Source organism: Bartonella sp. AP258QHHD, from assembly GCF_042196145.1.
GTDB lineage: Bacteria > Pseudomonadota > Alphaproteobacteria > Rhizobiales > Rhizobiaceae > Bartonella.
This window is the reverse complement of the sequence record NZ_JBHIPR010000019.1, coordinates 1-25,418: the sequence shown is the minus strand read 5'-3', so window position 1 is coordinate 25,418 and position 25,418 is coordinate 1. Positions and strand designations below refer to the sequence as shown.

Here is a 25,418-nt window from a genome sequence, read left to right as displayed (position 1 = left end):
TCTCAAGTGCCAAGGGCTGTCGCAATACCCACGAGCTGGCAAGGTGTATGATAGTGCCAGTTTGTTACGACTCAACACTTTTTTACCGCACAATGGATAATTTAACCTTTTCAGTTTCTCTCACTTCCAATTTTGGCAGGTTGCGCACAATTTTCATTGTTTCCAAGCTTACAGTAATAACCCGCTGAAACAATTCCAATGGATAAGCTGGATTACCCACCGTTTCAACAGCATAGCGATTGGCATCATTCACAATCCCACTCGCTTTATCCGTTTTGACAACCTGCCGCTCCATAACCCATTCAAGAGCAGGCCTGCCATTGATCACATACTCATAAGCTTCAAGAGGAATATTCTGCATCGTGATATGCGCATTATAAATCACTGTGCTTTTATCAATAGCACCACGCTTACCAGCAAATTTCATCGCCTCAACACGATAAAAACTCTTCTCATCAGAAATCACCCAAGTTCTTGGATCTCCCTGTTTATAGGTAACGGGATAGGGTTCAATCTCTTCATAATTCATATGCAAATCACCAAGCTTGCGCCCCGCTGTAACAAAAGCCCAAAAATCCTCTACCTTTTTAACTGTTGGAATACGCGGCAATTGTTTAGATAAATTATGCGCATAACGAGCACGATAATCTTCAGAATGCAAAATCCCGTAAACATAATAAAACAAATCATCCTTTGTTATCATTTCGCCAGGATAAGCTGCCTTAAAATAAGCCAACCCTTCATCCGTAAGAGCATCACGCCGCTCTAAACCAGTTTCTTTGCTTTCCTCTGCAAAATTTGCAAACAAATGAACCTGATCCCCCTCCTTATTTTTCAAGGACACAGCATCTTCATAAACATACCGTGGAAAACATTGACCAGTATCCATTGCATGAAGATTAGATAAATTCTTAGTCATCAGAACAGAAAATCCACTGCTTGCTCCAACTCCCGTAACTTGTATTACTCTGTTTTCAACCGCTTGCTTCATAGGGAATATACGCGGCATTTGATATACTCTTTCGTTAAAAGTACGGTTATAATAAAGCCATTGTTGTGTAAAAGGACGATAAAGACTTTGAACTAAGCAATTACTTTCAAATTCAGAAAACTTTCCTCTTACCAATTCCTCTTTAAGACTACTGCTCCAACTGATTTTTTGGGTATCTGTATCAACAAAATCGTTCACAGCATTTGCACGTGCTTTGCGGTCAGAATGCGCATAAACATTATTAAAACGTTCCACTTCATTGTTATAGAAAGTTATCGTGTTACGCATATTCTTCGCTAGATTTTCACGGCTTGAATTATATGCCCAGGCATCGCGAGTAGTTATAATCCCACGAGAAAACGTTTCAAAGAGCTTTTTATCACTGCCTTTCTTATCACCTAAGGCCAGAAATTTTTTAAAATCACTGTTGCGCTGATTCAGCCAATCGCCATATTCATCTGGCGTAATCATCTGCCAGCCGTGTTTACGCTTGATACCGCCAACACTACCCAACCGCTGAAGTTGAGATAATTTCTCCTTTGTCGTGAGATTATCACCAATATTGTAATAGTGAATTTTGCAATGCTCCGTGACATTTGGATTTTTAATAAATAGTGTCACAGCGATTCCTGCCATACTTCCACTTCCGAAAACATTTTGCCCTTCTCGAGCAGCTCCTTTGCTCATCATATTTTTGCGAATATCACCACGCAAATTGAAAACATAAATGCTCGAAAATTCTTCATTCAATTCTTTTCGTAATCCACTCGTAGAATATCCATTGATAAAACCTGAATTTGTCACAAAACCAATAACACCACAGTCTTTTATGCGATCACTTGCCCAACGAATGGCACGAATATAACTGTCATAAAGTCCATTAACATTGCTTGCTTTGGATTGAGCAGCATAAGTTTCACGAATGCGACGATCCAATTTAGGATAGCCAATATTCTGCGCATTGTCGTTTTCACTTTTTTGTCCAGAAGAATAAGGGGGGTTGCCAACAATAACACGAATATCCAGTTCCTTCTGGTGCGCCCGACGTGTACTGTTATCCACCAGCAAATCACTGATCAGGTCTTTTTCTTGCTCATAAAGCTGGAATGTATCGGTCAAACAAATTCCCTCAAACGGAACATAATCGCCCCCCATCAGACCATGATAGGTCGTCTCAATATTAATGGCTGCAATATAATAGGCTAAAAGCACGATTTCATTGGCATGAATTTCACGACAAAATTTGTGTTTCATCTCCTCTGGTTTTATCAAACCCGATTGTAAAAGCCGTGTGATAAAAGTCCCCGTTCCAGTAAAGGGATCCATGATGTGCACACCCGATGAGCCAAGCGTTTGCCCAAATTCTTGCTCTAATACATCATTGACAGAGTGCAAAATAAAATCCACAACCTCGACGGGGGTATAAACAATGCCTAATTTTTCTACAGTGCGTGGAAAAGCATAACGAAAAAACTTATCATAAAGCTCTACAATCAACCTCTGTTTTGCTTTTGGATCCGTAATGCCACTGGCTCGTAATTTTACACTTGCGTAAAATTTTTCCAGATCTTTGGATTCCTTATCAAGATTTGCCTCATCAAGCACATCAAGCATACGCTGCATAGCACGCGAGACAGGATTCTCACGTGTGAACTGATAGCCTTCAAACAACACCTGAAAGACAGGACGCGTGATAATATGCTGTGCCAACATCTCAATCGCATCAGCTTCTGTAACAGCATCATTTAAGTCATCACGCAGTTCTGCCACAAACCTGTCAAAGGCTTGACGCGCCTCAGTATTTGGCTCTGCCAGAATGCCTGTTAAGCGTGCAATATGATTCTTAGCAATTTCCGCAATATTGCTCGCCCAATCCTCCCAATAATCTCGTGTCCCACACTTTTTGACAATCTTTGCCATGATGGCACGCGAAATCTCATCCACAGGGAAAGCAAGCTCCCCTTGTTCATCTGTAAAAAGGACATCACGCTCCGCTGTACCAATACCCAATCGTGCTGGTTGTGCGCGTAGTGGAAGATTGTCTACAATAGCCGTAATAGCCTTTAATTCAGTGCTCTGTGTGACACCAATAATCTCAATCACATTGCTAATATCTTGCCCGAGGGATGCCTTATTAATCGTTGCATCAAAACGATCATCATGTGCACGCAAAGCATTTAAAATTTGCCAGATAACCCGATATTTATCATTGTTGTTCAAAGCCTGTTCCGCTGGAGTATCAAGAGGAATACCAATTGGCAAAATGACATATCCCATCTTTTTACCCTCAGAGCGACGCATCACCCGCCCAACCGCTTGCACAACATCAATCTGGCTCTTGCGTGGATTTAAAAACATGATCGCATCAAGAGCCGGAACATCCACCCCCTCAGACAAACACCTTGCATTGGTTAAAATACGACAAATATCATCCCCACTATCAGCTTTCAGCCAATCAAGTAATGCACCACGATCCTTTGCATTGAAAGTGCCATCAACATGCTCAATTTCACACTTCAGAAAATGTTCATTTTCTGTATCCTCTTTCGTATAATCAAGATATTCTCTAACAACCGCAGAAAACTCATCACGAACGAGTTTAGAACTTTGAATAGTTTTACAAAACGCTAAAGCACGATGCATAGGATATGAATCCGTACCAACATCAGCCTTCATATTTTGTTTTGTCAAAGCCTTATAACAGCCAATAATCTTCGTTGCATCATCAAGAATAAGCTCAGAATCGCTATCACTAAGGCGCTTCTGAACAGCGGAACTGACCAATTTTTCGTCCATTGCTAAGACAATAACCTTATAATCTGTTAAAAGATCATTTTGTACTGCCCATGAAAAACCCCGATAAAAAAGTGTTTTACCAAAAAGCTTTTCATCATCCATCGAAGCAAGAACAGCATTAACTTCATTCGCGCGACTTTTTGCGTTATCACCAAAAATACGTGGTGTCGCTGTCATATAAAGGCGCTTCTTGGCGCGAATAACATCATTGGAATGCACCTTAACAAAATTGGATTCATCCTCTCCCACCAGCGTTGCCCCTGTTGTACGGTGCGCTTCATCACAAATGATAAGATCAAATGTTGGCAAACCATAGTTTTTCTGAGCATCAGCAATCACCTGAATGGATTGATAGGTTGCAAACACAACGGTCATCTTATCTGCAACACTCTTCCCCACCTGATCTGCAAGTTTAGCAGCATCGGTTGTCGCCGGAAAAGCAAGATCAAACACATCAATTTCAGCAACATCATCACTATTTTTACGACGCTTTCCCACTTGTGTATCGGAACAAACAGCAAAAGATCTCAATCCGATTCCTGCATCCGTTGTCCATTCACGAACCGTCTGTGACATCAGTGCCAAGGAAGGAACAAGAAACAAAACAAACTTGCCTTCACCCGCCAAATCCTCAGCAATTTTAAGACTGGTAAATGTCTTACCAGTACCACAAGCCATAATAAGCTTCCCCCGATCTGCTTGAGCAAGCCCAGCACGCACATCACGCAATGCTTCCAATTGATGTGGACGGATTTTCTTTTTATCCTCCAAAACAACTTTGCCCTGGGCTGCAAAAGTTTCCCAACGGATCGGACTTTGTTGTATATCGGAAAGATTAATCCGTATAACAGGAATATCCTGCCCCCGTATCATTGTTTCAGCGTTATCACTCCAAGTACTTTCAGTACTATCTATAATAACACGCCGCTTGAATGGAGCTTTCCCTGATGCCGAAATAAAACTATCAATATCTGCTTTTTTAATTCGATAGGCTGCATCATAAAATTTACATTGGATTGCCGCAAAACCCCCTCCATCACGAAGCTTTGCCACAAGATCGATACCAGTATCACGACCATCCCAATCATTTTCATGAGCCCAATCTTTAAAGGTTTGAACCTTCTCATAACACCCAGACTGAAGAGGATCATGTGTCAGATAAGCAAGAGCAAAACGCTCAAAATATGTACCTTTATCTCGTTCGGTACGCGCTTCATCACGATAGCTCTGTAAAAGCGATTGCAGCGTCGTCATGCTTTTCTCTCTATTAAAAACATCTTCAATTATCGAATCTAGACCTATTCATTAATGCCTCTTGTTCTACCCAAAAAACTTAAAAAAAGCTTAAAATTGCTTGATTTTAAGATATTTCTTCTATGCTTAATTAAATCAACAAGAGAGAATCTTTTGATCTTTTTGAGTATCCCCCAAATCATATGATGCATTTATTGATGTCTATATCCCTATGGAAATAAACGGTAAGGCGTGATGATTTTGAAAATATTTTTTGCCTTTTGTTAAGAATACACAATAAAGTGCGCAATAATTTTAGGATTTAGCTTAAGAATGAGAGGAGGAAATGGATAGGACACCTGCGAACACACAAGACACCAAGGAAGAAACTCCACACACAAAACAGCGCATTTTACGAACGATCATGCATATAATTTCACTATAATACGCAAAATATTAGTCGTGATATTCAAAATATTGATTTTTGAAATATTTCTTTTTCTTTTGTTCTTTCGTAGACTAATTATTCGCTTCTTATACTTTATAGCGGGTGGTTTTAGAATTCTTTTTTATATGTACAATATATTGATTTATAATGATAATATAGCGTCATTCATATTAAATTAGAACTCTGAATAACGTAAGATTTTCTCATTTCAAATCTGTTTATCTTGAATCAATCAAAACCACCTGCTTGCACATCACAAGCGGGATGAGTGTGTGGAGAAAAACTGTACAAGAAATGACTAAAAATGGCTCTTATGAACCGCCGCCTTAATGCAAGGTCTATCGCAACACCCACGAGCTGGCAAATATAATGATGGTGCCGGCTTATTACTTCATAAGCGTAAAGATGGAGGTGCTCAATAGATTTACCATGAACAGCGTCGCAAAATAGGCTTGGATACCTTGAGAAATGTTTCTTTAAAACAAGAGTGTTAATGTGCAACACAATGGCGCTCTGTATCGAACTGGTAGCAGGAGGAAGAATACCATACCAACTAGACATACCATTGCTCATCACTAGCGCCATTATGTTCTTTAGCAGCATAACTGCAGCTTGGTATTACGATGCTCTTACTTCATCTCACATCTGCTGAATATGAGCTTATTCTTTTTCAATAAATGAAAGCCCCTTTCATTCATACATCATTCAACATAAGAAGCCATCCGCCTCTCAAACTTTTTGTCGTCCTCACCAAACTCATGAAATCAAACCCGCATCTCACGGTATTAGTTCTTAAGATCACGCCCCCTACCGAGTATCTGACGGCATCCTTACCCTAGAAACTCAAATGGCTTGTTTATCCTTCAGCTCCAAAATCATGAGATAAGGCAGAAAAAAGCGATGCCTTAAACAAAATATTCTAAAGAAGCTAAGCTACTCGTATAAAGGAACAGAAAATGGCTGTGTCTTAGGTCACATTTTAAAACTTAAGCACGATCATAATTTATTTGCATAAACCTAAACACCTATAATTTGCACCACCCTCTGCAAAACTAAAAGTGAGAAATCCTCATAACCTCTTTTCCGAAAATCTTAAAAATACTAAACGAAACCTCTTAAACTGCTCAGCTATCTCGATACCAGTTCATTTTTTTGGAAGAACGGAGGTTTAAGCTGTTTTTGGCATCAACCTTCTTTTTTGTTCTTTTGTTTGTTAGCAGATATACTATTCACTTCCCCCGCCTCTTTTTAGGTTAAATCTTAAAAATCGTCGCGCAGTATATTTTATTTGTCCTCCTCTTCACATCTCAGAAGACGAGAATTTTTAACAAAATTCAGTCTGCAAGCAATCTCATTCTAACGGGTTCTATTTAATTTCTCCTTAATAGGATTTACTTCCATAAGACTCGACAAGAAAGATTTAAAATATTCATCATGCATTCTCAAAACATTTAATGCCTCAAGAAGGCTTATATGCCTACCATATCTCACATGATGGGGTGCCCTATAAAACGTTCACCTCTAGTGGTACGCTCCACTTAATGAACAAAGCGTTTTCTAAAATAGAGCAGCAAATAATGCTAAACTTTTTCCATTCATGTTTCGCTTCATAAATGCTTCATCCAAGTGGAAAGCATCACGAACAAACATGCCCCAATTGATAAAGCTTAATCGCGTGAAAGGGCGACAACAGGGTCAAGCCGTGAAGCTTGCCGCGCTGGAGAAAAGCCAAAACATATTCCTATGAGGGTTGAAAAAGTAAGAGACATAATGATCGATTCAATAGTATAAACCAAATGAATAGGTGCCTTAAACAGAAGAAACAAGCCACCGATAGAAAGTCCAAGCAAGATTCCCAAACCACCACCAATCACACAAACCAAAATCGCTTCAATGAGAAATTGCTGTAAAATATCACTTTGCCGTGCACCAACTGCCATACGCACGCCGATTTCATTGATCCGCTCAGAAACAGTGACCAACATAATATTCATCACCCCTATACCCCCCACAACCAGGGAAATAGCTGCAATTGAAGAAATTAAAAGTGTTAAAATATTTGTACTCTCCATAACACGTTCACGGAAAAATTCAGAATTTCTAATGAAAAAATCCTCCCCGCCATGCCGCATAATGAGAAAACGTTTTATCATGGTCTCCGCTAAATATGAATCAATATCATCAGCAATCCTAACAATAATTGCACGAACTTCTGTTGTACCAAGAAAACGCGTCTGCACTGTTGTATAGGGTAAATAAAGCTGTAAAGTATTTGATGTATCTCCACTTGCATTATTTTGCGAATCAACAACACCAATAATACGCGCAGGAACATTACCCACATTCACCACCTTTCCAAGGGGGCTTTCATGGCTATGGGGGAAAAGAACAGACAATGCTTCTTTCTCGATCACGAGATCAACCGCCCGATCATGGACACTTTTTTGATCAAAAAACTGTCCTTTGAAAACTTTGAGCCCCTGTGTCTGAAAAAATTGTTCTCCCACCCCCGCAATAATGGCATTGACTTCAACTGCACCAAAACGCACTTTCGAGCTTGCTGAAATCTGTGGTGTCACACCAGAAACATAAGGTAATCCAGACAAGGCTTCTGCATCAGCTTCAACCAAACTGGTTATTTTTTCTGCTTGTGGATCAGAAAAACTTTTACCAGGAAAAATGGTTAATGTATTAGTACCCAAACTTTTAAAATTTTCCAGAATTTTCTCTCGTGTACCATTCCCTAAAGCCACCATAGCAATAATCGCCCCAATACCGATAATCACCCCAAGCATTGTTAGAAAAGTCCGCATGCGATGTGCATTCATTGCCAACAGAGCCATCACAAACGCCTCACGGAATCGCTCAACAAAAGAACGAAAAAAGCCCAGTTTTTGTTGGCCTTTTAGATTTTGTTGTTCCTGAAGAGATTTTCCACCAACTTTTGTTTTTGCAACCCTTGACTGCTTATCAGCAATAATTTCCCCATCACTGATTTCGATAATACGCTCTGCTCTTTCAGCCACCTGCATATCATGGGTTACAATGATAATGGTACGCCCCTCTTGATGAAGTTCATCCAAAATATGCAATACTTCTTGCCCACTCTTTTTGTCCAATGCACCAGTTGGTTCATCTGCAAGAATGACCTCCGCATTATTCATGAGCGCCCGAGCAATAGAAACACGTTGTTGCTGACCACCAGAAAGCTGATTTGGACGATGATTTATCCGATCACCCATGCCCAAACGCGTTAAAAGATCCTGTGCCCGCTGTTTCCTTGCTTCCACGGCACATCCCGCATAAATAGCCGGAATTTCAACATTACCAAGAGCTGTCAATTCATTCAACAAATGGTAACGCTGAAAAATAAAACCAAAATGATTACGTCGCAAAGCCGACAATTCATCCGCAGAAAGGGAAGCTGTTTCTTTACCAGAGATCCAATAACGACCAGAAGTTGGACGATCAAGACAGCCTAAAATATTCATCAAGGTCGATTTACCTGAACCGGAAGCACCTACAATTGCCACCATTTCACCACGTTTAATGGTAAGATTGATGTTTTTCAAAACGGTAACAAACGCTTCGCCCGCAGGAAATTTGCGCACAATATTTTCCAAGACGAAGACAGCATCTGCTTGATTTGTGCTCATGCTTTAACTCTCGTCTTCGCTGTGCATGTGAGAAGACTCTGGCATCACTCCATCAGACGAACTAGTGACGACGACATCACCCTCGTTAAGTCCTGAAACAATCTCTGCCATAACCTTATTATTCAACCCAACGCTCACCTGTTTAGTAACCACCTTATTTTCCCCCACCAAAACAGAAACCCATGCTTTACGCTCTCTTGTCTCATCGCGTAAAGCATCACTTGGAACCAACAAGACATTCTGCGCGCGCCCTAAGATAATATGAACTTGAGCAGTCATATAGGTTCGCAAAAAATTGTCCGCATTATCAACATGTAGAATTCCATTGTAATAGATAGCCGATGATATTAAAGCACTAGAACCACTCACCATACCAGGATTAATACTCACATCAGCACGAATTGCTTCAGGAGCCGGCTCTACTTTTTCTAAAACGCCTTCATAACGACGCTGTGAATTACCTAGAACTGTAAAATAAAGTGGTTGTCCAGCTCGGACTTTAAGAACATCTGCTTCTGAGATTTGCGCCTTGATCGTCATCTTTGATAAATCACCCAAAATAACAATCGTTGGCGCCGACTGAACCGCATTCACATTCTGCCCTTCTTCCACAACTGTTGCCAAAACCGTTCCCGCTGAAGGGGCAGTGATGCGTGTATAACCTAAATTAACCTCTGCACTCTCCACATCAATTTGTGCTTGCACAATCTGCTGACGAAGTTGTTCAATTTGCGCCTCGCGTATTTTCACCTGTGTCGTAGCCTCATCGAGGTTCGCACGTGAAACCGCACGTGTTTCAATCATTTTTTTCTGACGCTCTAAATTTTTCTGTGCAAGAGAAAGATAGGCTTCTTGTTCTATCAAACTCGCATAATAATGCGATAATGCTGCTTTTTTTCTTTTTAAATCATTTTCCTGATCTGTAGGATCAATTTCTGCCAAGAGATCGCCTTCTTTCACAACACTCCCAGGGGAAACATGCATTGACACCACACGCCCTGTTGCTCGCGCACCAACAGCCACCAACCGGTAAGGACGTACAAGACCAGAAGCTAAAACACTTTCCTCAATATCCCCACGTTTCACCACCGCTGTTATATAAGTTGGAGTAGATGTTCCAAAAAAAAACAGAACGTAACCATAACAACAAGAGAATGAGAAATATAGCAGTTAAAAAGAAGGAAAGTTTTTTGTGTTTTGTAATGAAATTTTTGAGTAAGTTTTTTTTCATTTCCCTACCTTTGCACGCGAACGAGGTGCATTATCAACGACTTCTGGACGCGATACATCAACAACGCCATCCCAGCCCCTCCCCAATGCTTTCATCAACGTGATATATTGCGTAACCAAAGAAACACGGCTATCTTTAAGCGCCATTTGTGCAGAATAATAAGAGCGATCAGCATTTAACAATTCAAGAAAACTAGTATTTCCATTCTCAAAAAGGTTCCGTGAAAGTTTTAAGGAATGAAGAGAAGCTTTATTCGCAACGATTAGCTTTTCTAAGCGTTGATGTTCCTTCGTTAATCTTACAAGCGCATTTTCTACATCTTCTAAAGCTTCCAACACAGCAGCTCGATAAGTAATAAAAGCTTGATCACGCTGCGCGCGCGCTACCGCAATAGAAGCCTCGACCTGACCTCCATTAAAAAGAGGAAAACGAAGACCAGGTCCAAAAGACCAGCCAATCGTTGAATTTTTCCATAATTGATCAATTGCCGTTGCTGCTGTCGAAATATTACCTGTTAAAGTAAGTGATGGATAACGATCTGCTTCACGTTGACCAATCCGTGCTGTCGCTTGCGCATATTGACGCTCTGCCCGTCGCAAATCTGGACGTGTTAACAAAATATCGGCTGGAATTCCTGCTGGTATCGGCCAGCGTGGTTGTGGAATCTTTGCATGCTTAGCATTTTTTTGTAAAAGATCCTTCAATGCCGTAGGCACACGACCAGTTAAGACAGAAAGGCGATGAACGCTCATTGCTAAATTCGCTTCCATCTGTGATATATCTGCTTCTGTATTTGCCATTTGTGCTTGCGCATTTGAAACATCAAGCTCAGAAACATCACCAGCTGTTAATCTAGCGCGCATCAGTTCATAAGTTTTACGTTGTGATACAGCAATTTGCCGCACAATAAACAACTTTTGTTGCCAGCCACGCATTTGCACATAATTTGTTGCCACATCTCCTAGTAATGTCACCATGGTAGCGCGCATATCTTCCACAGCCGCATCAAGGCCATAACGCGCTGCTTCAACCGCACGTTTATGCCCACCAAAAAAATCAAGCTCCCAGCTTGCATCAAAACCACTACTATACTGGTTTAACAATGCATCAGACTGTCCAGAACGACTACGGGTTCCTGAAATTGAATTGGACACATTTGGCAAAAGAGTTCCCACAACCTGTCCTAAACCCGCACGCGCCTCACGTACCCGAGCTTTGGCAACAGCAACATTATTATTTCCAGAAATCGCGTAATCCATTAACGCATCTAGAACAGGATCATTCAAATGCCGCCACCATCCGGCAAGCGCAACGGGCTGCCGTGCAGTCTGTGCAGATTTTTCTCCCCAAACTGCTGGAACACGAAAAGATGTTTTCTGGTAATTAGGACCAACCATACATCCTGACAAAAGCAAACACAACAAGACACTAAAAAATAATCCACGAGAAGCGCCCCATTTGAGATTTCTGATATACATCCAGTCTCCCGCATTCTTTCAGAATCATTATTTAATATTAATACTTTATTTACCTCTTATTTCAAACTTGACGTGAAAAATCAAATACAGTTTGCACAGGAATATGATCTGAAGGACGTTCCCATCCGCGCGCATCACGAAAAATCGAAAGATCTACAACAAAAGGGGCTAAATCTTGAGAAGACCAAACATGGTCAAGCCGCCGCCCATAATCAGTAAATGCCCAATCGCGAGCACGATAACTCCACCATGTGTAAAGCTTGGTAGGAACAGGAATATGCAACCGCATCAGATCAACCCATCCACCTTGACAACACAAATCCTGTAAACGCTCGGTTTCAATGGGAGTATGGCTTACAACCTTCAACAATTGCTGATGAGACCAAACATCCTCTGCCAAAGGAGCAATATTTAAATCTCCCACCAAAAGAGAAGAAAGACCATCGCCTTGATCCGCACGAATGGAGGACATTTCTTCTAAAAAATCAAGCTTATGACGAAACTTTTCATTCACATCAGCATCAGGGATATCTCCCCCAGCAGGAACATAAAAATTATGAATCCGCAAGCTTCTCCCATGGGCTTCCACAATAACTGAGATATAACGGCAATCTTGGTTTTGGCAAAAAAAACGCTTTTCTACCTTTTTAAAAGGCAAACGAGAAACAATAGCCACCCCGTTATAAGATTTTTGTCCACTCAATGCGATATGCTTATAACCCGCTGCTTCAAAAGCCTCCACTGGAAATAAAGCATCTGGACATTTTGTTTCCTGTAGACACAAAACATCTGTGGAAAAGAGTTCCAAATACTGAAAAACCTGTGCAAGACGCAAACGAATAGAATTAATATTCCAAGTCGCAATACGAAAGAACATTTGTTTTAATCCCAATGACGTAACACTCTTTCTTCATTTATTCGAAGGAAGTGCAAACATCCCATTAGCGAACCGGACGTCTGTCCGCACATTCATAACCTGCACAGTAGTTTCCAAATTTTGTTGGTCAACAATTGTCCACTGCCGCAAAGCAGAGCCTTTAGAATCAAAAACCATCCTTATTTGCCCTGCCCCAATCGTTTTATCACGCAGAACAATCGTTACAGCCCCTGGATCTTCGCGAAATGCGAACAAGCGCCCAGAAGATACATCAATTTTATCATCCAACAAAAATTTCATTGGCGTTTGCGAAAGTTGTGAAAAGTTCCAAGTATTCAAAGCCCGATTGTTAATACCCACAAATTGGCCATCTGAAATAATCTGTAAAGGCATTTTTTTGTAAATGAAACGAATTTTCCCTGGGCGCTCTAAATAAAATGTCCCCTGAGACATTTTTCCCTTTGGACTAAACTGAATAAAATCACCTGTCATTGTTTTGATTGCCGCAAAGTGATTCACAACATTTTGCGCCTTTATCACTTTATTAGATGCTTGCGAAAAAACAGGAACAGTTAAACACCAAAAGATAATAATTCCCACCAACCCAAAGACTCTTCTTTGCAGTAAAAAAGACGTTTTCATAAAAAATGCTCCCAAGCAATACTTAATTGACTTTATAATTCATAACTTAAGTGATCAACGACGAATAAATACCCTTCTTTATAAGATAAAGATATTGTTTGAAAAAAATATCAAAAGATTTTTAAAAGTATTCTTCTTCGACAGTCTCCAAAACTTTTCGCTTACCCATATCATTAGCTGGACTAATGGTGCCTTCTTCTTCCATCCTTTCGATCAATGTGGCGGCACGATTATAACCAATGCCTAAACAACATTGAATATAAGGAGTTGAAGCCTTACGATCACGAAGCATAATAGCAACAGCTTGACAATAGGAATCATCTACTAAAGAAAAAGCTAAAGAAACATCCTTTTTTATTTCTTGCGGTATCGTTTCCAAATAACCAGTCTGCGTTTATGTTTCCGAAATCATCAAATTTTCCTGATTTTCTGCTGATTTTCTAAACGCATAATATATTCTTTCCCACCCCTAATCTATGAAGCAACATAAATTATAGTCAATACATAATGGATTAAGGACTAAACATATTACTCGCGAACCTGAAAGCTCTTTTAAGTGTCAAAAATGCTTTTTTGACTTCCTTCCCACCCAAAAGAATAAAAATCTTCATCCGAACCACTCTGTAAACAGTTTGGAGTTTAGCAAATTTCACTTAGCTTCCCACTCCATATAATTCTTTTATATTAAGACTCGACAGATCAGCCTTGCCCTAAATATTTAGAACGCACTTAAAAAGACACTAAAATATCAAGTCTTACATGCTTTTACACCCCTATACTCGCAATAACATTATTTTATACCAAGATATTGATTTATAATAATTTATCTTTTTAACTTAAATCATAACGCCAAAGACAATAAGATTCTCTCATCACATACTCTCTCATATTGAATCAATTCAAATCATTTGCTTGCACGTTACAAACAAGGTTGGTGTATGGATAAAAGTTATATAAGATAAAGAATCCCCTTATAAGGAGTCTCAAGTACCAAGGAGCTATCGCAAATTGAGAGCTGGTATATGAAAATGCAGACTTTCTACGATACAATAGGATAAACACTTATTTTATAAGGTATTATAAAAAACAACTATAAAGATTTTTCAAAAGCGCTCTTCTTCAGCAGGCACTAAAATTTCTCGTTTCCCTGCGTGATTTGCTGGACTAATAATACCTTCTTCTTCCATCCTCTCAATCAATGTCGCAGCGCGGTTATAACCAATGCCTAAACGGCGTTGAATATAAGAGGTCGAAGCCTTACGATCACGAAGCACAATAGCAACAGCTTGACTATAGGGATCATCTTCTGAAGGAGAAGACAAAGAAACATCAGCACCATCCTCTTCAACTTCTTGCGTAATTGTTTCTAAATAATCCGGTCGTGCTTGCGCTTTGAGATGCGCAACAACCTGCTCCACTTCATCATCCGCAACAAAAGGCCCATGCACACGCTGAATACGTCCTCCTCCCATCATAAAGAGCATATCTCCTTGTCCCAATAATTGCTCGGCCCCCTGTTCGCCTAAAATTGTTCGGCTATCAATTTTTGAACTCACAGAAAAAGAAATACGTGTAGGAAAATTGGCTTTGATCGTCCCAGTAATAACATCGACAGAAGGACGCTGTGTCGCCATAATTACATGGATACCGGCAGCACGTGCCATTTGTGCTAAACGTTGAACCGCTCCTTCAATATCTTTACCAGCAACCATCATCAAATCAGCCATTTCATCAATAATGACAACAATATAGGGCATAGGACTAAAATCAAGTGTTTCCGTTTCATAAAGAGGCTCACCAGTCTCACGATCAAATCCAACTTGAATTGTCCGCACCATTGTCTCTCCCTGACTTGCAGCTTCCCTAAGACGTGCATTAAACCCATCAATATTACGAACGCCTAGTTTTGACATTTTACTATAGCGTTCTTCCATTTCACGAACAGCCCACTTTAAAGCAATCACGGCTTTTTTAGGATCTGTCACCACGGGTGTTAATAAATGGGGAATGCCATCATAAACCGAAAGCTCAAGCATTTTCGGGTCCACCATAATGAGACGACATTGTTCAGGTGTCATACGATAAAGCAATGATAAAATCATTGTATTGATAGCAACAGACTTTCCCGATCCTGTTGTACCAGCAACCAAAAGATGGGGCATTTTTGCTAAATCTGCAACAACAGCTTCCCCCCCGATTGTCTTACCCAAAGCAAGTCCTAGCTTGGCTTTGCTGTCAATAAATTCTTGCGCCTGCAACATTTCTCGTAAATAAACCATCTCACGCTTTGCATTAGGCAATTCTATTCCAATAACATTACGTCCTGGAACCACCGCAACACGCGCCGAAATCGCACGCATCGAGCGTGCAATATCATCTGCCAAACCAATGATACGGGAAGACTTAATGCCTGCAGCCGGTTCAAATTCGTACAAAGTTACCACCGGTCCAGGACAAGCATCTATAATTTTTCCTTTGACTCCAAAATCTAACAAAACCCCTTCAAGCTCCTGAGAATTTGCTCTTAAAACAGCAGGAGAAAGTTTTGCATCCTTAACAGACGGTGGTGGAACCGAAAGATAATCTACAAGAGGAAGAACAAAACCACCCTTTGAAGAAGCTGTTAAAGACTTTCGATTTTTAACAGGAGAAACATAGGCTTTATTTTGATTTTCCTCACACTTTACTTTTTCACCTAAAAAAGTTGGCTCAATCCGATCAAATGGCTTTCCTTGCCCTTTACTCTGAAAACGCCTTTTGAAACAGAATAAACGAAAAAAACGCGCTTGTAAAAAATAAAAAAGATGCAAAAGAGCGCCACAAGTTGTCGCAAAAAAACCATGATTTTCACGATCCTCCTCTGCGGCATATTCCGCATCTTCTTCCAACTCAAAGACTGGATTAACGATTTCGTCTTTTGGAATGCTTTTTTCTTTTCTTTTCTTTGTTCGACGCCGCCATATCACATTACCAGCAAAAGCAGCGGTGAAAAAACCTAAAAGAATAAAAACAACACTGAAAAACACCGTGTAAGGAGGAGAAAGAAAAAGAGGAAAGACTGAAGAAGCAACACTTAAAACTTTATCTCCTAAAACCCCTCCCAATCCCATTGGCAATGGCCAATAAGTAAAAGAAGCAATAGGTGACATAAGAGCAAAAGCAATTAAAAAACAAATCGTTGATAGCACCCATAAAAAAAGCGTAAAGTCAAATTGTAGATATTCTTTTGCGCCAACAAGAGAAAAGACCAAAATAACGGTGGCAACAAAACAGAAAGACTTGCCAAGCCAAAAAACTGCATAATAAAATCTGAAAAAATTGCCCCCATCCACCCCATAAGGTTTGTAACCTCATTTGTACTTGCATGAGTTAAAGATGGGTCCGCAACATTCCACGTCGCCAAAGCAAACACACAAAAAATAATAAAGCCCAAAAGCCCGAGCCCAATAAATACTCCTATCTGACGTAAAAACATCTCAATAAGACGCGAACCTTGAGAATTTCGCACTTCTAATGAATCATAAGGAGAAGAACTTCGGTGCATCTATCAATTCCAAATACAAAAATTTTATATTTTAAAGAGTTATAACTCCCTCTCTCTCTTAAAAAAGGATGAAGCTTAAACTCTGTACCAATTTGTAAACAAATAGCCTGTAAACAATCCGACTTCTTATCTAGCGCGTTCTACCTTCTAACCACTTCATATCATTCATATACCACCACCCTAAGAGATAATCCTTCATAAGGCGCACAAAAAGCTCTCCCTGAATATTTATCACACGATCAACCAAAAAACACCTTATGTGTAAAGTGTTACATGGGTGCTATAGGCACCTTCTTAAACAAATAATATTTTTTACGCTACATCATGATAACGGCGAAATATGAATACTGTTTTAACCATCACGAATGACCACAATTTTTTATCTATTTTTATCTATCATACTAACGAAATGGCCCCTTTCAGGACAAGCATACTGAAGCAACTCACACAACTAAAAAAATACACAACCATCTTTGTTTATTTTTAGTTTTCTTTTTTATCAACCAAGTGTAAAAAGAATTGAAGAAGATATTTAAAAAAGCTTATCCGATAAATCTGTAAGATGAATCACATAAATGATTAAGCAGAAAAACTCTGAAAAACCAATCTGTCATCAGATTGGCGCTAAAAAGAAACCTCGTTTTTGTAAAGCAGAGAGAAAAGTAAAGGTTAAGATATTTTAGCAATGTAAAAAGATATTCTTTTTAAAAGAAAGCAAACTATAAACAATGGAAGAAGTATTGTGTGTTCTAATCGCAATAAAAACGTACAACCCAATAAAAAAATTAAATCTCATAAAACTAAACAATGTGATCTGCTCATTGCAGGAGGAGCGGCTGTCGGTTTAACCCTAGCGATAGCACTCAAGCAAACAGCCCCTAATCTGAAAATAAAAATCGTTGATGCTGCTCCACAAGGAGATACCCCTGCTTCTAACATACGAACCATTGCCCTTGCTGCTGCTTCTATTCGTATGTTAAAACAATTACAATGTTGGGAATCTATAAAACCCTATGCGCAACCCATTCATTCAATGATCATCACAGATACAAGCACAAATGATCCTGTCAAACCCACTCTTTTAACCTTTGAAGGCGACATTAATCCCGGCGAGCCCTTTGCTGCTATGGTAGAGCATAGAGAACTCATCAACACTTTAAAAAAACGTGTCAAAGATCTCAATATCCCTGTTATTACAAACACCCGTGTCATTGATTTTCATCAAGAAGACCAACATACAACCGTCACTTTAAATAATGAAGAGGTTTGGCAAACAAAATTGCTTATTGCAGCTGACGGAGCCCATTCGAAATTACGCCAAAAAGCAGATCTTAAAAACTTTTCTCATCCCTATAAACAAACAGCAATCATCTGCACAGTTGAACATGAAAAAACCCATAATGGTCAAGCAATTCAACATTTTTTACCTGCCGGTCCTTTTGCTCTTCTCCCTCTTAAAGGCAACCGATCCGCCATTGTGTGGAATGAAGATCATAAAACTGCGCAATATTATCTCAAAGCTGATGCACTTATTTTTGAAACAGAACTCGAAAGACGCATTGGCCATCGATTAGGCAAACTCTCTTGGGATGGCGAACGTCAAGCTTTTCCTTTGAGTCTTTCTTTAACACGTCAATGCGTTAAACCACGTTTTGCTCTCGTTGGCGATGCCGCCCATACCATCCACCCCATTGCAGGACAAGGACTCAATTTAGGATTACGCGATAGCGCTGCGCTGGCTGAAGTGATTATTGAAACAGCACGACTAGGTCTTGACATTGGCTCCCTCACGGCTTTAGAGCGCTATCAAAGCTGGAGACGTTTTGAAATTGTCCGTATGGCTTTAAGCAATGATTGGCTTAATAAACTCTTTTCTAATGATAGCCTTCTTTTACGGATGCTCCGCGATACCGGCCTTGGAATCATTAATCAAGCACCAAAAATAAAAAAATACTTCATTCAAGAAGCTGCCGGACTCTCTCCAAATGCCCCACGTCTTCTACGCGGCTTCCCACTTTAAGCAAAAATTCATATTATTTCACTTTTTTACAACCTTTGCCTTCCTCCTTCAAAGAACAAAAAATTCCTATCTCATCCAATCTGTTTACAAACCGGATTCCTGTCGAGTAATTTTTTCTTGACTTCCTCCTCCCATATTTCACTTAACATAAAACTCGACAAGCAAGCTACATTATGAGAGTATTCACTACGCACTGAAAAAAACGTTTAATATCTCAAAGAGGTTGTTGCTTTATATCACCACACCTTAAAAGAAGCCATTTCACGGCATAATAAAATAAACAAGACTTTTTAGCACACAACACTTTTATTTATAATAATAAGTTCATTGTTCTCATATTGAGTGAGAAATCTAAAGATCATAAAATACCCTTATTTCAAATCTCTCTCATGTTGAAGCAATCAAAATCATTCGCTTGCACATCACAAGCGAAAGTGTCGTATAAATAAAACAATTAAACAAAGCGACAAAAGCCTCCCTCTCTCAAGAACTAAGGACTTTAGCAATATTGGAGGCGAGTAAAGTGTATAAGGACGCCGGCTTATACTTTTTATTGAAGTAAAAATGGTGGTGTACAATGAATTTTATATGATCATAGGGGCTTTTACGTTATACTATTCATGAGAAGCGCCATAAAATAAGCTTAGTTGCATTGAAAAATTTTCTTTTAAAAAAGCGCGTAAATTGGAAACATAAATGTATTCCGTTTGGGGCATTCTGCTTCTCAGACAAACTCTTTAACTTATTGTGGAATACCACACAATTTTAGAAAAAATATTCCGATATATAACAAAGTGTTCCGCACTCTATACCATCACACACAATTGTAAACCTGCATACCCCCTATTTCACACCATAAAAGAAGATAAACCGCAATAGAAATGATCCAATCCTTTTATTTTCAAATACACTCTTTATTCATTATTCATAAACGCTCATAAATGAATTTTAATCACAAACGCTCAGAAATATGTCATAAATTCTATAAAACCCATAACAGCCATAGAAATTTTCCATTTTTCTACACACTCACTCATCTCAACTAAACGAACGATAAATAAAGTAAATGCCTCATATATAATCTTACAGAAAAAAGACCAAACAAAATCTATAACATCAGGCTTGTTCTACAGAACAGTATTTCAAAAATATAAGTATGCTAATTTATTAACATATTAATTGATAAAATTATCATTTTACATATTGAGTTAAAATCCCTATGCAATAAATTATTCTCATTTCGACCATTTTTGTAAATAATCAATAAAACTATTTATTTACATAGACTAAAAAGAGCAACGTTAATGAAACGATAAAAAGAAGTAAAATATCCCCCCTCTCTCACATGCCAAAAGCAATTACAATATTCCAATCTGGCATCATCATTATGCTTGCCAGATTATGACAACAAGACCTTTTGCATTTAAATAAATTGTTCACGCTCCCTATCATTGTATTTGGTAACTCAATACTTTAATATATTCGTTCAGTATATTTATACAATTAAATTACCCAAAAGAGCATACTTCTTGCATTTACATTCCTTGGTATTCCCTTATCTTGTAAAGATCGCACACGTGTTACGTTACTTCGAGTTCATCAAGTGTATACCCATTCTCCAACCACTCTTTAATCCACTTAGGTCTACGTCCACGCCCATTCCATAATTCCCATTGGTTATTGGGATTTCTATAATGGCGCTCTTTGCTCACAAGATCAGCGATATCAATTCCATGGGCATTAGCAATTTCAAGAATTTTTCGTCGCGCATTTTGCTTTTCCTTTGCTTGCCGTTTTTTTAATTCCACATCGATTTGTGTACGCATCTCTTGTAGCTCATCAAAATTCATATTTTTGAGATCATTCACCTTAATTACTCCCCTTGCAAAAAAGAATCTTTTCTTGCCATATTTTAAACACAATTATAGACAATTTTTGTCTATTTATTATCGAAATTAAAATTACGATACATATATCACTTTGACGGAGATGTGCTTTGGACCACAAAGAGCTGTTTATTGGTATATCAGTTACCACCACTGCATCTTTTTTCAGTTCAATTGCTGAAACTACTAAATGCAGTGCTCAAGCGCCATCACACCTCTCTGAATCTTATGAATCAGTAGTCAAAAGTAAATATAAATCGTCACTCTATAAGTTATGGCAATATGCAACAAAGAACAAGCCCTCTCTGTATAATGATAGTGTAGTTCATTATGACAAGAAAACCTCCCCTCATACACAACGGCTTTTTACTTCGTATAAATTTTTTTTGAAAAGATTTTTGCAACTAGAGGATTATATAAAACAAGCAGCTTCAATACAGTATCAAAGATTATTATTTTTTAAAAGCAGCGCCTTTCTTCGTGATTCGAATAATATTGGTTGGCGTAATGTGCTCTATTTTATTCCACACTTTTATCTTGTTGGTTGGATATTCGCATATATTAGAAATATTCTTAGAAGAAAACAAAGCAATAATCACAAGGAATATTCTAAGCTAAACAATCTCATTCTGCAAATTTATAAAATCAAAAGACAACGAGAAAAAGCACAACACAGAATTAGCATTTGTATTAATAAAATTCTTCGTAATAAGGTGTATTGCTAATGATTGTTCCAGATTTCACATTTTTTGCTGCTGCATACATATCCAATACGCCCCCCATAGCATTTTCAGTTATCGCCAAACAAGAAGCGCGGGACAATGTCTATGTAACAGATGATAAAGATAACTTCTTCTATCAATCATCTCAGCTTAAGGAAACAATCGCAACAGCTGAACAGAGTGAACATAATTTTAACATAATTTTAGGGCAAATTGGTGTTGGAAATGTGAAATTGTTTTCTCTTTTTGATGCATTTGATTTTTGCAGAAATCTTACAGCTGCACAAAGCGCTTTAACTTACTGCTATGAACAAACAACATCAAAGTGCGTCTTTGAAAAAGCGACTTTGCAGTCTGTGCTGAATTTTTACAATACAGAAAACTCAAGCCACACCCGTATGCAAAAAGTTACTTCATATATTGGAGTAAAAGCTGCTGTACGAGGAAATGAAGACTTGCAGGAGCCTGTAAAGCTTAAAAAAGAAGAACCAGAACAGACAACTAAAGTAGATTCTCTTTCTCTCTCTTCAAAAGGAGAAGAAGATGCATTTACACATAAAGAAAGTAGCGCCAGAGATGCTTTTTCAGCTGAAGATTTTTCTTCATCGAGAAGATCACTGAGTGATGACTGATATTTTCACGAAAACCTAGAATTTTGATAGGATATTATAATGAAAGGTAGATAAGAAAATGTTAAAGCTCTAATTAGTAAGATTGAACAAAATCTCTTCTAATTGAGGGCAAAGATAATGAAAATGATAGAACAAAACAGCGTTGATATGGCATTTAGTCAAAAAGCAGCACGTGAGATTACAGTCGTGATGCTTTCAGAAAGAGAATGGTATTTCACATTTATTTCTGATGATCCAATTACCGGAAAGCCAAATAAATATACATTACTTACACAAAGAGGAAAACTAAGAACTTGGGCTGATCCAAAATATCTCTTTAAGTTTCTTCATGAAAGAGGGGTCATTTGTGGGAGTTTTAATCTTAATCAGGATAAAGAACATGAAACAATTAAATATTCTTCACACAACAGCTCGTAATAAAATTGCTGCGTTTTCTGCAGCTTTAACTGTATTTTTTATGACCAATCCTGTATCCGCCCAAACAGCGGGTTTAGCTCCTGCAAAAAAAGCTTTAGAGGGACTCCAAACAGATTTAAAAACGATTATCCCTATTGCTGCTGCCGTGATACTTTTGTGCTTAGCAATTGGTTATGCAGGGCGCTACATCGGAAAAGACACATTTGTACGGTGGGCAATCGGTGTTGTTATCGCTGGTTCAGCAGCTGAACTTGCCAATTTATTATTTAAATCCAACTGATAAATCTATTTAAACATAAAATGTTTCTTTCATGAAATAAGAAACTTAGATTTCTGTATTTTTATTTAGCACAATAAAAACTATATCGAAAAAAGAGTTTATTTATACTAACTGTAATCTAAATTGGAATAAGCAATATGAAACAATTAAAAACTCTTCAAACAATAATTTGGAATAAAACTACTAAAGCCTCTGCAGCTTTAACTGTATTTTATATGGCCAATCCTGTGTTAGCCCAAGCAGTAGTTTTAACTCCTGCAGACAACGCTTTAAAAGCGCTCCAAAAAGACTTGAAAGACATTATCCCCATTGCTGCTGCCGTTATACTTTTGTGCTTAGCAATTGGTTATGCAGGGCGCTATATCGGAAAAGATACATTTGTACGGTGGGCAATCGGTGTCGTTATCGCTGGTTCAGCAGCTGAGCTTGCTAATTTGTTATTTAAAAACACCTGATAAATCCTATTAAACACGAAGTATTTCTTTCATGAAAAAAGAATTTTAGACTTTAATACTTTTATTCCACATCAATTCAATGAAATTATCCCTATTTCATGGAAAAACTACTTGCGCCAAATACAATTTGATAAGGTTGAACAATATGAAACAATCAAAAATTCTTCAAACAATAATTTGGAATAAAGCTACTAAAGCCTCTGCAGCTTTAACTGTATTTTTTATGAGCAATTCTGCGTATGCTCAAGCAAAATTAACAAATGCAAAAACTGCTTTAGAGGGACTCCAAACAGACTTAAAAACGATTATCCCCATTGCTGCTGCCGTGATACTTTTGTGCTTAGCAATTGGTTATGCAGGGCGCTACATCGAAAAAGATACATTCGTACGGTGGGCAATTGGTGTCGTTATCGCTGGTTCAGCAGCTGAACTTGCCGGTTTATTATTTAAAACTGCATAAATTTTCATGAAAGAAAATTTAGATTTCAGTATTTTCATTGTATTCAATAAAAAACATATTGAAGAAAAGAGATTACTCATACCAATGTGATATAAATTGAGATAAAAATATGAAACAATTAAATATCCTTCAAAGAATAATTCATAATAAAACTATTAAAAACTTTGCAGTTTCAGCTGTATTTTTTATCGCTAATCCTGTGTTAGCCCAAGCAGTAGTTTTAGAGCCTGCAAACAAAGCTTTAACTGCACTCCAAACAGACTTAAAAACGATTATCCCCATTGCTGCTGCCGTGATACTTTTGTGCTTAGCAATTGGTTATGCAGGGCGCTACATCGGAAAAGATACATTCGTACGGTGGGCAATTGGTGTCGTTATCGCTGGTTCAGCAGCTGAACTTGCAAATATGTTATTCAAAAGCGCGTAATAAAAAAGTCATGCTGTATAAAATATCTTTTTATCCTAAAGCGAAATCTAAATTGAGATAAACAATATGAAAAAATCAAAAGTTCTTCAAACAATAATTCGGAATAAAGCTACTAAAACCTCTGCAGCTTTAACTGTATTTTTTATGTCCAATCCTGTGTATGCTCAACAATTAACAACTGCAAAAGGTGCTTTAGAAAAACTCCGTGATGACTTAAAGTTGCTTATCCCTCTCGCTGCTGCTGTTATACTATTATGCTTAGCAATTGGTTATGCAGGACGCTACATCGGAAAAGACACATTCGTACGGTGGGCAATTGGTGTCGTTATCGCGGGCTCAGCAGCTGAACTTGCCGGTTTATTATTTAAACCTAACTGATAAATCTTTTGGAATAAGAAATATTTTTTGTAAAAGAAACTTTGGATTTCAATGCTTTCATTATGCATCAATGAAATTGTTTCTTATTTCGTAGAAAAAATATTTATGATAAATCAATGAAGCTAAATATGAGAAAATTAACTAATTTCCAGAAAAATAATAATGAAATTATAATAATTTCTGCAGCTTTAACTGTACTTTTTATTAGCAATCCTGCATATGCAGTGCAATTAAAAAATGCAAAACAAGCTCTAGACACTTTGCAAGATGATCTTGTTAAAAATATTATTCCTGTTGCTGCTGCTGTTATACTTTTATGCCTAGCCATTCTCTATGCTGGACGCTACATCGGAAAAGATACATTTATACGATGGGCAATCGGCGTTGTTGTCGCTGGCTCAGCAACCCAGCTTGCTCAACTGTTATTCAAAGGTGTAGTTAGTTAAAATTAAAGATGACAGCTATAATACAAAATGTTATTTAAAATCTTAATGAGAGAAATATGCGAAAATTAATTAACCTCCAGCCAAAAAGTAATAACAAAGTTGCAGCAATTTCTGCTGCTGTAACTATATTTTTTATGAGAAATCCTGCATGTGCAGCAATAGAACATGCAAACAAAGCTTTAACAGCTCTACAAACAGATCTTACTACTAATATTATTCCTGTTGCTGCTGCTGTTATACTTTTATGCCTAGCCATTCTCTATGCAGGGCGTTACATCGAAAAGGATACATTTATACGATGGGCAATCGGTGTTGTTATCGCTGGCTCAGCAACCCAGCTTGCTAAGCTTTTATTCACAGGTGCAGTTAATTAAAATTAAAGATGATAGCTATAATACA

At 38.3% G+C, this 25,418-nt stretch carries 17 protein-coding genes and 4 pseudogenes; 12 read left to right on the top strand and 9 right to left on the bottom strand.

Going from position 1 to position 25,418, the window contains the following annotated elements:
• Nucleotides 1–82 precede the first annotated feature (82 nt).
• Nucleotides 83–5,041: a DEAD/DEAH box helicase gene (locus ACFIMM_RS02530; protein WP_375682656.1), complete on the bottom strand. Its 4,959-nt coding sequence runs from the start codon at nt 5,039–5,041 to the stop codon at nt 83–85.
• Between the two features lie 731 nt (nt 5,042–5,772).
• Between ACFIMM_RS02530 and ACFIMM_RS02525 the strand changes: the two are divergent.
• A pseudogene (locus ACFIMM_RS02525) lies at nt 5,773–5,959 on the top strand (integrase); the annotation flags it as partial.
• Nucleotides 5,960–7,135: 1,176 nt separating this feature from the next.
• Here the strand turns inward: ACFIMM_RS02525 and ACFIMM_RS02520 are convergent.
• The 7 genes and pseudogenes from ACFIMM_RS02520 to ACFIMM_RS02490 all read right to left on the bottom strand — a co-directional run bounded on the left by ACFIMM_RS02520 (nt 7,136) and on the right by ACFIMM_RS02490 (nt 16,896).
• Nucleotides 7,136–9,124, bottom strand: coding sequence for a MacB family efflux pump subunit (locus ACFIMM_RS02520; protein ID WP_375638251.1), 1,989 nt, complete (start codon nt 9,122–9,124; stop codon nt 7,136–7,138).
• Between the two features lie 3 nt (nt 9,125–9,127).
• Nucleotides 9,128–10,355 (bottom strand): annotated as a pseudogene (locus ACFIMM_RS02515) (efflux RND transporter periplasmic adaptor subunit).
• Nucleotides 10,352–11,833: an efflux transporter outer membrane subunit gene (locus tag ACFIMM_RS02510; protein WP_375692595.1), complete on the bottom strand. Its 1,482-nt coding sequence runs from the start codon at nt 11,831–11,833 to the stop codon at nt 10,352–10,354. The pseudogene ACFIMM_RS02515 and the gene ACFIMM_RS02510 overlap by 4 nt, the downstream one beginning before the upstream one ends.
• 61 nt (nt 11,834–11,894) lie before the next feature.
• Nucleotides 11,895–12,710, bottom strand: coding sequence for an exodeoxyribonuclease III (locus ACFIMM_RS02505; RefSeq protein ID WP_375682657.1), 816 nt, complete (start codon nt 12,708–12,710; stop codon nt 11,895–11,897).
• 33 nt (nt 12,711–12,743) lie between these two features.
• Entirely contained in the window at nt 12,744–13,352 is a 609-nt protein-coding gene (locus ACFIMM_RS02500; RefSeq protein ID WP_375682658.1) for an outer membrane lipoprotein carrier protein LolA, read from the bottom strand.
• A 121-nt stretch (nt 13,353–13,473) separates the two neighbouring features.
• Nucleotides 13,474–13,734 (bottom strand): annotated as a pseudogene (locus tag ACFIMM_RS02495) (DNA translocase FtsK); the annotation flags it as partial.
• A gap of 721 nt (nt 13,735–14,455) precedes the next feature.
• Nucleotides 14,456–16,896, bottom strand: a pseudogene (locus tag ACFIMM_RS02490) (DNA translocase FtsK 4TM domain-containing protein).
• A 742-nt stretch (nt 16,897–17,638) separates the two neighbouring features.
• Here ACFIMM_RS02490 and ACFIMM_RS02485 point away from each other — a divergent pair.
• Entirely contained in the window at nt 17,639–18,916 is a 1,278-nt protein-coding gene (locus ACFIMM_RS02485) for a ubiquinone biosynthesis hydroxylase (protein WP_375682660.1), read from the top strand.
• A 1,580-nt stretch (nt 18,917–20,496) separates the two neighbouring features.
• Here ACFIMM_RS02485 and ACFIMM_RS02480 read toward each other — a convergent pair.
• Complete coding sequence (locus ACFIMM_RS02480) at nt 20,497–20,784, bottom strand: H-NS family nucleoid-associated regulatory protein (RefSeq protein ID WP_015857007.1); 288 nt, start codon at nt 20,782–20,784, stop codon at nt 20,497–20,499.
• A 128-nt stretch (nt 20,785–20,912) separates the two neighbouring features.
• Between ACFIMM_RS02480 and ACFIMM_RS02475 the strand changes: the two genes are divergently transcribed.
• The 10 genes from ACFIMM_RS02475 (at nt 20,913) to trwL (ACFIMM_RS02430) (ending at nt 25,393) form a co-directional block, all read left to right on the top strand.
• Nucleotides 20,913–21,527: a hypothetical protein gene (locus tag ACFIMM_RS02475; RefSeq protein ID WP_375638245.1), complete on the top strand. Its 615-nt coding sequence runs from the start codon at nt 20,913–20,915 to the stop codon at nt 21,525–21,527.
• Nucleotides 21,527–22,156: a TrwN protein gene (locus ACFIMM_RS02470; protein WP_375613159.1), complete on the top strand. Its 630-nt coding sequence runs from the start codon at nt 21,527–21,529 to the stop codon at nt 22,154–22,156. The genes ACFIMM_RS02475 and ACFIMM_RS02470 overlap by 1 nt, the downstream gene beginning before the upstream one ends.
• 117 nt (nt 22,157–22,273) lie before the next feature.
• Nucleotides 22,274–22,573, top strand: a complete 300-nt coding sequence (gene korA / locus ACFIMM_RS02465) for a KorA family transcriptional regulator (protein WP_375613158.1) — start codon at nt 22,274–22,276, stop codon at nt 22,571–22,573.
• The gene (gene trwL, locus ACFIMM_RS02460) at nt 22,536–22,853 is read left to right on the top strand and encodes a VirB2 family type IV secretion system major pilin TrwL (protein ID WP_375613157.1); all 318 of its coding nucleotides are present in this window, start codon (nt 22,536–22,538) and stop codon (nt 22,851–22,853) included. Before korA ends, trwL (ACFIMM_RS02460) begins: the two co-directional genes overlap by 38 nt.
• A gap of 137 nt (nt 22,854–22,990) precedes the next feature.
• The gene (trwL, locus tag ACFIMM_RS02455; RefSeq protein ID WP_375628730.1) at nt 22,991–23,308 is read left to right on the top strand and encodes a VirB2 family type IV secretion system major pilin TrwL; all 318 of its coding nucleotides are present in this window, start codon (nt 22,991–22,993) and stop codon (nt 23,306–23,308) included.
• Between the two features lie 145 nt (nt 23,309–23,453).
• Nucleotides 23,454–23,768 carry a VirB2 family type IV secretion system major pilin TrwL gene (gene trwL / locus ACFIMM_RS02450; RefSeq protein WP_375613155.1) on the top strand — a complete coding sequence of 105 codons (315 nt, stop codon included), beginning with the start codon at nt 23,454–23,456 and terminating at the stop codon, nt 23,766–23,768.
• 109 nt (nt 23,769–23,877) lie between these two features.
• On the top strand, nt 23,878–24,195 hold the full coding sequence (trwL, locus tag ACFIMM_RS02445) for a VirB2 family type IV secretion system major pilin TrwL (protein ID WP_375628732.1): 318 nt from the start codon (nt 23,878–23,880) through the stop codon (nt 24,193–24,195).
• Nucleotides 24,196–24,261: 66 nt separating this feature from the next.
• Nucleotides 24,262–24,573: a VirB2 family type IV secretion system major pilin TrwL gene (trwL, locus tag ACFIMM_RS02440; protein WP_375612573.1), complete on the top strand. Its 312-nt coding sequence runs from the start codon at nt 24,262–24,264 to the stop codon at nt 24,571–24,573.
• Nucleotides 24,574–24,701: 128 nt separating this feature from the next.
• Nucleotides 24,702–25,019 carry a VirB2 family type IV secretion system major pilin TrwL gene (gene trwL, locus ACFIMM_RS02435; protein ID WP_375613861.1) on the top strand — a complete coding sequence of 106 codons (318 nt, stop codon included), beginning with the start codon at nt 24,702–24,704 and terminating at the stop codon, nt 25,017–25,019.
• Nucleotides 25,020–25,075: 56 nt separating this feature from the next.
• Entirely contained in the window at nt 25,076–25,393 is a 318-nt protein-coding gene (gene trwL, locus ACFIMM_RS02430; RefSeq protein ID WP_375613862.1) for a VirB2 family type IV secretion system major pilin TrwL, read from the top strand.
• Nucleotides 25,394–25,418: the final 25 nt, after the last annotated feature.

Bases quoted from the DNA above. Each gene is read 5' to 3' on its own strand.
- ACFIMM_RS02530 (WP_375682656.1), bottom strand. From the start codon at position 5,041: ATGACGACGCTGCAATCGCTTTTACAGAGCTATCGTGATGAAGCGCGT.
- ACFIMM_RS02520 (WP_375638251.1), bottom strand. From the start codon at position 9,124: ATGAGCACAAATCAAGCAGATGCTGTCTTCGTCTTGGAAAATATTGTG.
- ACFIMM_RS02510 (WP_375692595.1), bottom strand. From the start codon at position 11,833: ATGTATATCAGAAATCTCAAATGGGGCGCTTCTCGTGGATTATTTTTT.
- ACFIMM_RS02505 (WP_375682657.1), bottom strand. From the start codon at position 12,710: ATGTTCTTTCGTATTGCGACTTGGAATATTAATTCTATTCGTTTGCGT.
- ACFIMM_RS02500 (WP_375682658.1), bottom strand. From the start codon at position 13,352: ATGAAAACGTCTTTTTTACTGCAAAGAAGAGTCTTTGGGTTGGTGGGA.
- ACFIMM_RS02470 (WP_375613159.1), top strand. From the start codon at position 21,527: ATGATTGTTCCAGATTTCACATTTTTTGCTGCTGCATACATATCCAAT.
- korA (WP_375613158.1), top strand. From the start codon at position 22,274: ATGAAAATGATAGAACAAAACAGCGTTGATATGGCATTTAGTCAAAAA.
- trwL (WP_375613157.1), top strand. From the start codon at position 22,536: ATGAAACAATTAAATATTCTTCACACAACAGCTCGTAATAAAATTGCT.
- trwL (WP_375628730.1), top strand. From the start codon at position 22,991: ATGAAACAATTAAAAACTCTTCAAACAATAATTTGGAATAAAACTACT.
- trwL (WP_375613155.1), top strand. From the start codon at position 23,454: ATGAAACAATCAAAAATTCTTCAAACAATAATTTGGAATAAAGCTACT.
- trwL (WP_375628732.1), top strand. From the start codon at position 23,878: ATGAAACAATTAAATATCCTTCAAAGAATAATTCATAATAAAACTATT.
- trwL (WP_375612573.1), top strand. From the start codon at position 24,262: ATGAAAAAATCAAAAGTTCTTCAAACAATAATTCGGAATAAAGCTACT.
- trwL (WP_375613861.1), top strand. From the start codon at position 24,702: ATGAGAAAATTAACTAATTTCCAGAAAAATAATAATGAAATTATAATA.
- trwL (WP_375613862.1), top strand. From the start codon at position 25,076: ATGCGAAAATTAATTAACCTCCAGCCAAAAAGTAATAACAAAGTTGCA.